This is a genomic window from Streptomyces sp. NRRL S-340 (genome assembly GCF_000720185.1).
Taxonomy (GTDB): Bacteria; Actinomycetota; Actinomycetes; order Streptomycetales; family Streptomycetaceae; genus Streptomyces.
In genome coordinates this window covers 45,999-58,322 of record NZ_JOIY01000043.1, presented here as the reverse complement: position 1 = coordinate 58,322, position 12,324 = coordinate 45,999, and the positions used below count along the sequence as shown (strand labels likewise).

The following is a 12,324-nucleotide window of genomic DNA, read 5'->3' as shown; positions in this document are numbered from 1 at the left end:
GCCCTCCACCCCGCACCCCGCGACCGCTCCCCACCCGGCGACCGCCCCCCCCACCCCGCGTCCGCTCCCCGTTTCCCGGCTCCCGGCCTGACGTCGTCGTTCCGGCCAACGTACGAGCGGTACCGGCCACTTGAGGCACGGAAGCGGCCGATTGCCGCCTTGTCATGGCTCGTTCGGGGCATCTACTTTTGCCGCTCCTGACGCATGGCGAGGGGGAACGGACATGGCCGCACGCGGTCGGCACCGCCGGTACCAGCCGAACAGGATCAACCGCGCCTCACTGACGGTCACGGTGGGCGGTGCGGGCATGGCCATCCCGCTGATCGGCGCCGGCCCGGCGTACGCGGCCGACGCGGCGACCTGGAACAAGGTGGCCGCCTGCGAGTCGAGCGGCAACTGGAGCGTCAACACCGGCAACGGCTACTACGGCGGGCTGCAGTTCACCCGGTCCACCTGGGCGGCGTTCGGCGGGACCAGGTACGCGCCGCGCGCCGATCTCGCCACGCGCGAGCAGCAGATCGCCGTGGCGGAGAAGGTGCTCGGCGGACAGGGCCCCGGCGCGTGGCCGGTGTGCTCGGCGCGGGCCGGTCTGACCGCCGCCACGCCGCAGTCCGCGCTCCGTACGGGCAGCGGGACCGCGCAGTCCGCGCACCGTACGGGCAGCGGGGCCGCGTCCCACGGGGCGACCGGGGGCCGGGCGGACCGTGCGGCGGCTCCCGCTCACGACGTCAGACCGCAGACCACGCCCCAGTCCCGCGCGGGCACCGCCGAGATGTACACGGTGGTCCGCGGCGACACCCTCTCCGGCATCGCCGACGACCGCCATGTCCGCGGCGGCTGGCGGCAGTTGTACGCGGCCAACCGGACCGTCGTCGGGGACGACCCGGACCTGATCCTGCCCGGCCAGCGGCTCTCCGTGCACCCGGCGCGGCAGGCACCCGTCCGGCACCAGGATTCCGCACCCGCCCGCCGGCCGGCCGCGCAGCAGAAGACGAAGCCCGCGTCGAAGCCCGCCACCCGCCCGGAGAGCGGCAGGGCCGGCCGGCCGCACACCGCCTCGCACACCCTCGTCGCCCCCGTGCACGGCCCCATCGGCACCGGCTACCGGGCGTCCGGCTCCCACTGGTCAAAGGGCTACCACACGGGCGTCGACTTCCTGGTGGGCACCGGCACCTCCGTGCACGCCGCCGGGGCGGGCCGGGTGGTCACCGCGGGCTGGGGCGGTTCCTACGGGTACCAGGTGGTGATCCGGCACGCCGACGGCCGCTACACCCAGTACGGGCACCTGTCGGCGATCTCGGTCCGGGCCGGCCAGTCGGTCACCGCCGGACAGCGCATCGGCCGCTCCGGGGCGACCGGGAACGTCACGGGCCCGCATCTGCACTTCGAGGTGCGGACGGGGCCCGGTTTCGGCTCGGACATCGACCCGGTCGGCTATCTCCGGGCGGGCGGGGTCAACATCTGACCCCGGCCGGGCGGCGTCAGGACCCGACCCGGGGCCGGTGCCGGGCGAGGACGGGCATCGGGACGTACGCGACCCCGTGGACGAGGCCGCAGAACGGGCCGCTGTACAACATGTCCGTCACCGTCCCCGGTTCGGCCGCCGTCACCGGCCCCGGCGCATCCGCCGTCGTCGGGCCTGGTTCATTCGCCGTCGCCGGTCCGCCCTGCGCGGGCCCGGCTCCGGAGGCCGCCTCACGCGGTGCGGGGAGAGCGGGCAACGCGAGCACCGCGGGAGCGGCTGGCATCACGGGCACCGCGGGAGCGGCAGGCACGGCAGGGGAGGCAGGCACCGCGGGAGCGGCAGGCGCCGGGGGAGCCTGCCGGGGCGTCGCGTCCTGCCCGGGTGCGGCCGCCCCCGAATCCGCCGCCGTGCGTTCGATGCGCTCGGTCGTCAGCAGGATCAGGCCACCGGCGGCCACCACACCGCAGCCCAGGGCGAGCACGGTGCCCGTGGTCCCGTAGCGGAAGGATTCGCCGAACATGGTGATGCCGACCGCGGCCGCCGCCATCGGGTTCGCCACGGTGAGCGTGGCCAGCGGGGCCGCGAGGCCACCGCCCCGGTACGACGCCTGGGACAGCAGCGTGCCCGCCGTGGCCAGGACGGCGATCGCCGCCAGCGACGGCAGGTCGGCCGCCGTGATCCCGTCGGTCCAGTCCACCGCGACCGCCTTGGTGAACACCGAGGACATGCCGAACGCGATGCCGGAACCCGTGGCGAGCAGCACGCTGCGCACGGCGGGGTGCCGGTGCGCGGCACGCCCCGCCACCGTCAGCGCGATAACCGCGCCGCCGGTGAAGGCCGCCAGGGCCACCCGCTGGGCCCCGCTCAGCGACTGCGCGTGGGACGCGCCCACCAGGGACAGCAGGCCCGCCAGACCGGCCGTCGCCATGACCGCGCCGCGCCACGCGGCGGCGCCCGCCCGGCGGCCGACCAGCAGGGCGGCCATGGGCAGGGCGAACACGATCGTCAGGGCGCCCAGCGGCTGCACCAGACTGAGCGGACCGCAGGCCAGCGCCACCACGTGCAGCAGGCCGCCCAGACCGTTCAGACCGACCGCCGCCCACCAGGCCGGCCGGCGCAGCGGCGCGTACTGTTCCCCGGGACTGGACACCGCGACCTGCTCCTGCACGATCGCGCCGCCCGCGTACGCCACGGCGGACACGAGTGACAGCAGCACGGACAGCGCGAGGGCGCTCATGAGCTGGTCCTCTGCGGGAGGCGGGGGCCTCGGGCCCGGCGCGGTGAACAGGCGGCTTCCATGGTCCAACACCTTGCCGTGCCGATCTCTTCCCGTCGTCGTCCCTGAGCAGTCAATGGGTCATACTGCCGATGGAGTAGCCGTCCCGCGCTGTCCTCCCCAAGGTGGGCGACACACGGTGGAGCGCCCCTGACGAGCGGCCCGCACCCGCCCCCTGGGGGACGTCGCCCCCAGGGCTTGCTACTACTGCTTCCCGTGGAACCCGACGCACAACTCACCGCCCTCCGCCCCCTCGGCGGCTTCTTCGCCCTGCGCACGGGCGAACCGCCCCGAGGGCCGCTGCCCACCCTCGCGCAGGCCTACGCCCAGGAGCCCTCCGGGCACGGCGCCGACCCGCTCACCGTGCGGGTGCGCCGGGTCGCCGACGGCATCCGGGCCCCCGAGCCCCGGGTCGCCGCCTCGGTGGCCCACCAGGGGCTCGCCGCCCGCCTGTGGTCGGTGGCACTGGGCTGTGCCGTGCGGTACGGGCGGCTTCCCGACCTCGCCCCTGACCTGCTCCGCTGGGACCCCACGGGCAGCGCCCCCGACGACCTGTGGCTCACGGAGGTGCGCCCGCTGCCCGCCGCCCGCCCGGCCGATGGGACCGCGGCCCGCACCGAACCCGCCACCCTCACCGCCCCCGACCCTGACACCGCCACCGACCCCGAAGCCGCCACCGAGACCCTCACCCACCCCGAAGCCGACCCCGACCCCGAACCCGCCCAAGAACCTGCCACCCACCGCGAAGCCGCCACCGCCCCCGACACCCTCACCGACCCAGCCACCGCCACCGACGCCCTCGCCCGCGCCGTCCTGCACGCCCATCTGGAGCCCCTGGCCGCCGCCCTGCGCGCCCGCTACCGCCTCGCGCCGGGCCTGCTGCGGGGCAACGCCGCCTCCGCGCTGGCCGCGGCGGCACGGCAGGTGCGCGGGTGGGCGCTCCGGGACGGCCGGCCCGCGACCGGCGACCTGGCCCACGGCCTGGCCGTACGCCTGCTCGCCCACCCGGCGCTCGCGGGGGCGGGCACCCTGGGCGCCACCGGCTTCCGGCGGCGCAGTTGCTGCCTCTACTACCGCGTGCCCGGCGGCGGTGTCTGCGGGGACTGTTGTTTCTCACGTGCCCCGGCCCCTTCCCCCCGGGCCGCATCCGGGTGACCATGAAGGGGACTTGCCGCCGGACTCAGGGGGTTTGCGGGTGCGCGTGGGACTACTGACCCGGGAGTACCCGCCGGACGTGTACGGCGGTGCGGGCGTCCATGTCGAGTTCCTGGCACGGGAACTGCGGCCGCTGGTCGACCTGGAGGTGCACTGCTGGGGCGAGGCCTCCTCGGCGGAGCGGGCGTCGGGTGTCGTGCGCCACCGGCCCTGGCCCGTGCTGGACGGCGCCAACGACGCCCTGCGGACCTTCTCCGTGGACCTGGCCATGACCGCCGCCACCGAGGGCTGCGACCTGCTGCACTCGCACACCTGGTACGCGAACCTCGCCGGCCACCTCGGCAAGCTGCTGCACGGCGTGCCGCACGTGCTGACCGCGCACTCCCTGGAGCCGCTGCGCCCGTGGAAGGCCGAGCAGCTCGGCGGCGGTTACGCCCTGTCGAGCTGGGCCGAACGCACCGCGATGGAGGCCGCCGACGCGGTGGTCGCCGTCTCCGGCGCGATGCGCGCCGACATCCTCGGCTGCTACCCGGACCTGGACCCGGCCCGTGTCCACGTCATCCACAACGGCATCGACACCGCCCTGTACCGGCCCGACCCGAAGACCGACGTCCTCACGCGCATCGGCCTCGACCCGGACCGCCCCTACGTGCTGTTCGTCGGCCGCATCACGCGGCAGAAGGGCGTGCCGCACCTGCTGCGCGCCGCCCGGGACATCGACCCGGCGGCCCAGGTCGTGCTCTGCGCGGGCGCCCCCGACACCCCGGAGATCGACCGGGAGTTCCGGGATCTGTTCCGGGAGCTGAGCCAGGACCGCGACGGTGTCCACTGGATCCCGCAGATGCTGCCACGCCCGGACGTGGTCCAGTTGCTCACGCACGCGGCCGTCTTCGTCTGCCCCTCGGTGTACGAGCCGCTCGGCATCGTCAACCTGGAGGCGATGGCCTGCGGCACGCCCGTCGTCGCCTCCCGCGTCGGCGGCATCCCGGAGGTGGTCGACGACGGCCGCACCGGGATCCTCGTCGACCTGGACGGCGGCCGGGACGAAGAGCCGGTCGGGAGCCGGGACGAAGGACGCGGCGAGGGCCGGGACCCAAGGAAGGACGGCGGTCCGAACGAGGCGTTCGAGGCGGCTCTGGCCCGCGCCCTGGACGCCGTGCTCGCCGACCCGGCGGCGGCGCGCCGCATGGGCGAGGCGGGGCGGCTGCGGGCGGTGGCGGAGTTCGGCTGGGACGCCGTCGCCCGGCGCACCGCGGCGCTGTACGAGGAGATCCTCGGGCAGGCTTAGGCCACTTCGCACCAGGGCAGTAGTGGTTCAACCGGGTGAGGGGAGCGGCCATGCGTCGTGGTGGACCTTCGGTCCTCGGAATCGTCCTCGCGGGCGGTGAGGGCAAGCGTCTGATGCCCCTGACCGCGGACCGCGCCAAACCGGCGGTGACCTTCGGCGGGACGTACCGCCTCGTCGACTTCGTCCTGTCCAACCTCGTCAACGGGGACATCCTGCGCGTCTGTGTGCTGACCCAGTACAAGTCGCACTCGCTGGACCGGCACATCACCACGACCTGGCGCATGTCCAGCCTGCTCGGCAACTACGTCACACCGGTGCCCGCCCAGCAGCGCCTCGGCCCGCGCTGGTACCTGGGCAGCGCCGACGCGATCCTCCAGTCGCTCAACCTGGTCCACGACGAACAGCCCGAGTACGTGGCGGTCTTCGGCGCCGACCACGTCTACCGCATGGACCCGCGGCAGATGCTCCGGCAGCACATCGAGGGCGGCGCGGGGGTGACCGTCGCCGGCATCCGGGTGCCGCGCACGCAGTCCTCGTCGTTCGGCGTGATCACCCCGGCCTCGGACGGGCAGAGTGTCGAGCGGTTCCTGGAGAAGCCCGCCGATCCGCCGGGCCTGCCCGACGACCCCGACCACGTCTTCGCCTCCATGGGCAACTACATCTTCACCACCAAGGCGCTCGTCGAGGCACTGCACCGGGACGCCGAGGACGAGGGATCCGTGCACGACATGGGCGGCTCGATCCTGCCCGCCCTCACCGAGCGCGGCGAGGCCCAGCTGTACGACTTCAGCGCCAACCACGTGCCCGGCGAGACCAGCCGTGACCAGGGCTACTGGCGGGACGTGGGCACGCTCGACGCGTACTACGACGCCCACATGGACCTCATCGCCGAGCGTCCCGCCTTCAACCTCTACAACCGGGACTGGCCGGTCTACACCCACTCCAACCAGCTCTCGCCGGCCCGGTTCAACGCGGGCGGCATCGCGGGGGAGTCCATCATCAGCGCGGGCTGCCTGATCCGCGGACAGGTCACGCGGTCCGTGCTCTCCCCGGGCGTGCGGGTGGATCCCGGCGCGGTGGTGCAGGGCTCGGTGCTGCACGACAACGTCCACGTCGGGCGGGGCGCGGTCGTGCGCGGCGCGGTCCTCGACAAGAACGTCGAGGTACCGCCCGGCGCGACGATCGGCGTCAACCCGGAGCGGGACGCCGCGCTGTACACCGTCTCCACGGGCGGGGTGATCGCCCTGGGCAAGGGCCAGCGCGTTCCATAGGGCCTCGCGCCCGCCACGCGCCCCCCCGGCCGACGCCGCCCCGGCCGGCGTGGGCCGCCGTCCCCCGGCCCCCGGGGCGGCGGGCGGCTCAGCCGGTCAGCGGCGGGAAGTGGTTCAGGGTGATCGCACTGGCCCGGCGCGCGTCCTCGGCGGGACTGAACTGCACGTACTCGGTGCCCGGCGCCGTGTGCACGGGGACGTGGCCCGGAGGCGCGTAGAACGCCTCTCCGGCCTGGTAGACCTCGTCGTGGTCGGGGTAGCGCAGCCGCAGCTCGCCCTTGAAGACGTAACCCCAGTGCGGGCACTGGCAGCGGCCGTCCGGCAGTTCCCTGAGCAGCGGGGTGAGGTCGACGTCCTCGCGGAAGACACGGAAGTCCACCGTGTAGGGGTCGAGGTCCTCGGACTGCTCGACGACGGGTCCGTAGTCGCCGCCCTGGGTGGCGGTGCGCCGGGAGACCTTGGGCATCCGGTTCACTTCCCTTCCGCGGGAGAGGCGAGCCGCGCGGGAGCCCCGCACGACACGGGAGCGACGCCCCCATGGTGCGCGCCCCGCGGGCGTACGGTCCACTTGGATCTCGCCCCGGCCGGGGGCGCCCTGCGCGCAGGGCGGGGGCACCGGTTGATCCGACCTTTTGTCATGTCCCTGGACTACGAGGCGGATCCGTGCTGTCATGCCGTCGACTGCCTTGACAACGTTGTTCCACACCGGACCGAACAATCCCGCAACCGGGCAGTGCACAAGAGCCGCCATTTTCCCTCGTCACGAGGAGGATCGTGCGCACCAGCCGCTTCAGGGACCGACTCGCGCTGCTGCTCGCCGCAGCGCTCGGTCTCGCCGCGTTCACCGCGGCCCCCACCGCGACCGCCACCCCCGCCGACGACCCCGTGGAGGTCCACGGCCTCAAGGGCGACTACTACACCCAGTCCGCCCCCGGAGCCTTCGACTTCGACGAGCTGAAGGCCACCGCGTTCGACCCCGCACTCGACTTCGACAACCTCGAACCCCGCCTGGCCGCCACCACCGGCCGCTCCGACGACGTCAGCGTCCGCTGGACCGGCCGCATCGTCCCGGAGAAGACCGGCGCCCACACCTTCTCGATCACCGGCGACAACGGCTTCCGCCTCTGGATAGGCGGCAGCCTCGTCATCGACCACTGGGTCGACGACTGGGACCGCGAACAGAACTCGGCCCCCGTGCAGCTGACCGCGGGCACGGCCTACGACATCAAGGTCGAGTACTTCGAGCACTACGGCGGCTCCAACCTCCACGTCCGCTGGACCGAGCCCGGCGGCACCAAGGAGGCGGTGCCGCAGTCCGCGTTCCGCCTGCCCGACGGATACGCCTACGACGGCGCGCTCAGCACCACCGTCCTCGGGGACGGCCGCACCCTGAGACTCGCCTTCGCGCAGCGGCTCGCCGCGCCCCCGGCCGGCCTCGCCGACCACCTGAAGGCCGTGATCGGCGGCGCCGCCTGGCCGCTCGGCACCGCCCGCACCGACCCGGCCGACCCGCGCGCCCTGCTGGTGAGCCTCCAGCAGCCCGTCGTCGGCAACAAGAGCGGCACCGCGCGCGGCACCGCCGACGTGCGCTACGACGGCCGGGGCGGGCTCACCGGCGCCGACGCCAAGGCGGTCGGCGCGTTCTGGAGCAGCGGACCCAACCGGTCGACGTACGAACTGCGCACGCCGTGGGCCGGGCAGGTCGGGCCGGACAACGCCCTTCCCGAGTACCCGCGCCCGCAGCTGACCCGCTCCGACTGGCGCAGCCTCAACGGCCGCTGGCAGTTCGCCGCTGCCCACGAGGGCGAGCAGCCGCCCGTGGGCACGTCGCTGCCCGAGCGGATCCTCGTGCCCTACCCGGTGGAGTCCCAGCTCTCGGGGATCGAACGGCACGAGGACCGCATGTGGTACCGCCGCACCTTCACCGTGCCCGCGAACTGGCACGTCGGCCACGGCAAGCGGCTGCGGCTCAACTTCGGGGCGGTGGACTGGAGGGCCGAGGTCTACGTCAACGGCACGAAGGTCGCCGCGCACCAGGGCGGCTACGACAAGTTCAGCGCCGACGTCACCGACGCGCTGAAGCCCGGCCGCACCCAGGAGCTGATCGTCGGCGTCTACGACCCGACCGACGCGGCCGGCGGGGAGAACCCGCCGCTGGGCAAGCAGCGCCTGGACCCGAGCGGCATCTGGTACACGCCGACTTCGGGCATCTGGCAGACCGTGTGGATGGAGCCGGTCGCCCGCGACCACGTCGACTCCCTCAAGCTCACCCCCGACGTCCCGCACGGCCGCCTCACCGTCCGGGCCGACGGGGTCCGCGACGGCGTACCGGTCACGGCGACGGCGTACGCGGGACGGCACAAGGTCGCCACCGCTCACGGCCGCACCGGCTCGCCGCTCACCCTGACGATCCACGACCCGCGCCTGTGGTCGCCCGACGACCCCTTCCTGTACGACCTGAAGGTGCGCGTCGGCGCCGACGAGGTCGGCAGCTACTTCGGCATGCGCTCCATCGCGGTGGAGCAGGTGGACGGCGTCCCGCGCACGGTCCTCAACGGCAAGCCGGTCTTCATGATGGCCACGCTCGACCAGGGCTTCTGGCCCGACGGCCTGTACACCGCGCCCACCGACGAGGCCCTGGCGTACGACCTGAAGGCGCACAAGCAGCTCGGCTTCAACGCCGTGCGCAAGCACATCAAGGTCGAACCCGACCGCTGGTTCTACTGGGCGGACCGGCTGGGCCTGATGGTGTGGCAGGACATGCCCGCCATGACCGCGGGAGTGAACCCGTCCGCCGCCGCGCGGACCGAGTACGAGCGCGAGATGAAGGAGGTGATCGACGAGCACGTCAGCAGCCCGTCGGTCGTCATGTGGGTCACCTTCAACGAGGGCTGGGGCCAGTACGACGAGGCCCGCGTCGCCGATCAGGCCAAGAGCTGGGACCCGACGCGCCTGGTCAACGGCATGTCCGGGATCAACCTGGGGACCGACGGCGGAGCCGGTGACATCATCGACGAGCACGGCTACCCCTCTCCCGCGCTGCCGCCGCACCCCGACGGCAGGAGGGCCCTGGTCAGCGGCGAGTACGGCGGCCTCGGCCTCGCGGTGCCCGGCCATGCCTGGCCGGTGCAGCAGAGCTACGTCGACGTCGACCCCGCCGCCTACACCGACGACTACCTCACCAAGCTCGGCGAGGTGCGGGCGCTGGCCTGCCGCGGCAGCAACGGCGCGGTCTACACCCAGATCAGCGATGTGGAGGGCGAACTCAACGGTCTGCTCACCTACGACCGGCGGGTCCTCAAGCCGGACGCGGACCGGATACGGGCCGCCCAGCAGGCGCTGATCCGCGACGCGTCGCGCGCGACACCCGCGGGATGCCCGGCTGACTGACCATCAGACGTGATCATGCAGGCAATGACGTCTCCCTCGGAGGTCTTCCTGCATGAGCTGGACCCGGAGCCTGCGCCTGTGCGTGGGAGCGGCGGCGGTGGCGGCGTACGCGCTGTCCACCGCCCCCGTCCCCGCACAGGCCGCGGCACCCCGCGACGCCCGGCTGACCGATCTGGTCAACCCGTTCATCGGCACCGCGAACGAAGGCAACACGTTCCCCGGCGCGACCGTGCCCTTCGGCATGGTGCAGTTCTCGCCGGACACCGGTCACAGCACCGGCTACGACTACGCCCACAGCCGCGTCCGCGGCTTCTCCCTGGTCCACCTCTCCGGCGTCGGCTGCCGCATCGGCGGCGACCTGCCGGTGCTGCCCACCACCGGTGACGTCACCCGGACGGACTACGCGAAGTACGCGGCCGGCTTCCGCCACGAGAACGAGCGGGCGGGCCCCGGCTACTACCGCGTCGCGCTGGACTCCGGCATCGAGGCCGAACTGACCGCGACGACCAGGACCGGCGTCCAGCGCTACACCTTCCCGGCCACCGGCAAGGCCAACGTCCTGCTCGACGCGGGCCAGGCGCTGCACCGGATGGTCGCCTCGTCGGTGGAGATCCTGGACGAGCGCACCGTGCGGACCGCGATCACCGGCCGCGGCTTCTGCAAGGACACCCTCCCGTACACGGTCCACACGATCACCCGCTTCGACCGGCCCTTCACCGCGTACGGCACCTGGGACGGCACCACCGTCACCCCCGGCGCGCGGACCGGGCACGGCGGCGCCTACCTCCGGTTCGACACCACCCACGACCGCACGGTGGAGGCGACCACCGCGCTGTCCTACGTCGACGCGGCCGGCGCGGCGGGCAACCTGCGTGCCGAGGGCGGCCGTTCCTTCGCCGCCGTGCGCGAGGCGGCCCGGCGGGCCTGGGAGAGGCGGCTGGCGGACGTGCGGGTGGGCGGCGGTGACACCACCCGCCGGCGCACCTTCTACTCGTCCCTGTACCGGTCCTTCGTCGCGCCCAACGTCGGCGAGGACGCCGACGGCCGCTACACCGGCTGGGACCGGCGCGTCCACCGCAGCGACGGCTTCACCTACTACCAGAACTGGTCGCTGTGGGACACCTACCGCACCCAGGCGCAGCTCCTCGCCCTGCTCGCGCCCCGCGAGTCCCGTGACATGGCCGTCTCCGTGATCCGGGTGGCCGAGGAGAGCGGCTGGCTGCCCAAGTGGGGCTACGGCACGGTCGAGACGAACATCATGACCGGCGACCCGGTCACCCCGTTCCTGACCGACGCCTTCCAGCAGGGCCTGCTCAAGGGCTACGAGGAGCGGGCCTACCGGGCCCTGAAGAAGAACGCCGACGGCGTCCCGCCCGCCGGCTCCCCCGCGGTGGGCCGCGACGCCAACGAGGACTACATCACCCGCGGCTTCGCCCCCTACGTCAAGGGGCACGAGCCGGCCAAGGCCGGTCACTCGGACTACGCCTTCGGCGCCTCGGCGACCCTGGAGTACGCCCTGTCGGACGCCGTGCTCGCCCAGATGGCCCGGGCCCTCGGCCACCGCGAGGACGCCGCCCGGTGGGCCGCCCGCTCCCGCAACTACCGCCACCTGTTCGACCCCTCGACGCGCTTCTTCCGGGCCCGTGACGCCTCCGGCGCCTTCGCCGGGCCGTGGAGCCCGGCGCAGAGCGAGGGCTTCCACGAGGGCACGGCCTGGCAGTACCAGTGGCTGGTGCCCCAGGACCTGCCCGGCGTCATCGACCTCATCGGCGGCAAGCGGCTCACCAACGACCGGCTCGACGAGTTCTTCGCCTACGACCAGCTCCTCACGGATCCCGCCCGCACCGCCCGCGAGGTGTGGGTCAAGGACCCGTACGCCTACTACGACACCGACCGCTACAACCCGCTCAACGAGCCCGACCTGCTCGCCCCGTACACCTACCTGTCGACGGGGCAGCCGTGGAAGACGAGCGACGTGGTGCACGCCGCGCTGACCCTGTTCACCGACGCACCGACCGGGATCACCGGCAACGACGACCTGGGCACCATGTCCGCCTGGGACGTGCTGTCGTCCATCGGCCTCTACCCGGTGCAGCCCGGCTACGGCACCTGGGGCCTGTCCACCCCGGTCTTCGACCGCGTCGACCTGCGGCTGGATCCCCGCTACCACCCCCGCGGCGCCCTCACGATCAAGGCGCCCGGCACCTCCTCGGAGAACCGCTACACCCAGACGGTCAGCGCCGACGGGGTGACCCACGAGCGGACCTACCTGACCGCCGGCGACCTGCGCCGGACCAGGACGCTCAGCTACACCGTGGGCCCGCGGCCCTCGTCGTGGGGCACATCGGCGCAGGCGGCGCCGCCCGCACTCGGCTGACGCCCGGGGCTCCGCGTCCCGCGACCGCCGTGTCCCGCCCCGCCCACCGGGGCGGGACTTCATCTGACGTTAACTGTGCGTAACTTGATCGTACTTGACCGT

The 12,324-nt window shown here is 73.5% G+C and carries 8 protein-coding genes; 6 read left to right on the top strand and 2 right to left on the bottom strand.

Features of this window, described 5'->3' with window-relative positions; all coding sequences use genetic code 11:
- Window positions 1–223: 223 nt before the first annotated feature.
- Window positions 224–1,465, top strand: a complete 1,242-nt coding sequence (locus IG64_RS29540; RefSeq protein WP_037861711.1) for a transglycosylase family protein — start codon at window positions 224–226, stop codon at window positions 1,463–1,465.
- A 16-nt stretch (window positions 1,466–1,481) separates the two neighbouring features.
- Here IG64_RS29540 and IG64_RS29535 read toward each other — a convergent pair whose 3' ends face one another.
- Complete coding sequence (locus IG64_RS29535) at window positions 1,482–2,702, bottom strand: DMT family transporter (RefSeq protein ID WP_037861710.1); 1,221 nt, start codon at window positions 2,700–2,702, stop codon at window positions 1,482–1,484.
- Between the two features lie 255 nt (window positions 2,703–2,957).
- Here IG64_RS29535 and IG64_RS42510 point away from each other — a divergent pair, with 255 nt between their 5' ends.
- From IG64_RS42510 to glgC, 3 genes are read left to right on the top strand one after another with little or no spacing between them, the layout of a single operon-like run.
- Window positions 2,958–3,896, top strand: a complete 939-nt coding sequence (locus IG64_RS42510) for a (2Fe-2S)-binding protein (protein ID WP_234438650.1) — start codon at window positions 2,958–2,960, stop codon at window positions 3,894–3,896.
- Window positions 3,897–3,936: 40 nt separating this feature from the next.
- Window positions 3,937–5,184 (top strand): glycogen synthase, encoded by a 1,248-nt coding sequence (gene glgA, locus IG64_RS29525; RefSeq protein ID WP_037861708.1) that lies wholly within the window; start codon window positions 3,937–3,939, stop codon window positions 5,182–5,184.
- Between the two features lie 50 nt (window positions 5,185–5,234).
- The gene (gene glgC / locus IG64_RS29520; RefSeq protein ID WP_037861707.1) at window positions 5,235–6,455 is read left to right on the top strand and encodes a glucose-1-phosphate adenylyltransferase; all 1,221 of its coding nucleotides are present in this window, start codon (window positions 5,235–5,237) and stop codon (window positions 6,453–6,455) included.
- Between the two features lie 88 nt (window positions 6,456–6,543).
- Here the strand turns inward: glgC and IG64_RS29515 are convergent, their stop codons facing one another.
- Window positions 6,544–6,921, bottom strand: a complete 378-nt coding sequence (locus IG64_RS29515) for a hypothetical protein (RefSeq protein WP_037861705.1) — start codon at window positions 6,919–6,921, stop codon at window positions 6,544–6,546.
- A 308-nt stretch (window positions 6,922–7,229) separates the two neighbouring features.
- Here IG64_RS29515 and IG64_RS29510 point away from each other — a divergent pair, with 308 nt between their 5' ends.
- Together IG64_RS29510 and IG64_RS29505 are read left to right on the top strand one after the other, a co-directional pair.
- The gene (locus IG64_RS29510; RefSeq protein ID WP_037861703.1) at window positions 7,230–9,845 is read left to right on the top strand and encodes a glycoside hydrolase family 2; all 2,616 of its coding nucleotides are present in this window, start codon (window positions 7,230–7,232) and stop codon (window positions 9,843–9,845) included.
- 52 nt (window positions 9,846–9,897) lie between these two features.
- Window positions 9,898–12,222, top strand: coding sequence for a GH92 family glycosyl hydrolase (locus IG64_RS29505; RefSeq protein WP_037861702.1), 2,325 nt, complete (start codon window positions 9,898–9,900; stop codon window positions 12,220–12,222).
- Window positions 12,223–12,324 lie beyond the last annotated feature (102 nt).

Excerpts from the sequence above, each read along its gene's own strand:
- IG64_RS29535 (WP_037861710.1), bottom strand. The coding sequence starts at position 2,702 with ATGAGCGCCCTCGCGCTGTCCGTGCTGCTGTCACTCGTGTCCGCCGTG.
- IG64_RS29505 (WP_037861702.1), top strand. The coding sequence starts at position 9,898 with ATGAGCTGGACCCGGAGCCTGCGCCTGTGCGTGGGAGCGGCGGCGGTG.
- glgC (WP_037861707.1), top strand. The coding sequence starts at position 5,235 with ATGCGTCGTGGTGGACCTTCGGTCCTCGGAATCGTCCTCGCGGGCGGT.
- IG64_RS29540 (WP_037861711.1), top strand. The coding sequence starts at position 224 with ATGGCCGCACGCGGTCGGCACCGCCGGTACCAGCCGAACAGGATCAAC.
- IG64_RS29515 (WP_037861705.1), bottom strand. The coding sequence starts at position 6,921 with ATGCCCAAGGTCTCCCGGCGCACCGCCACCCAGGGCGGCGACTACGGA.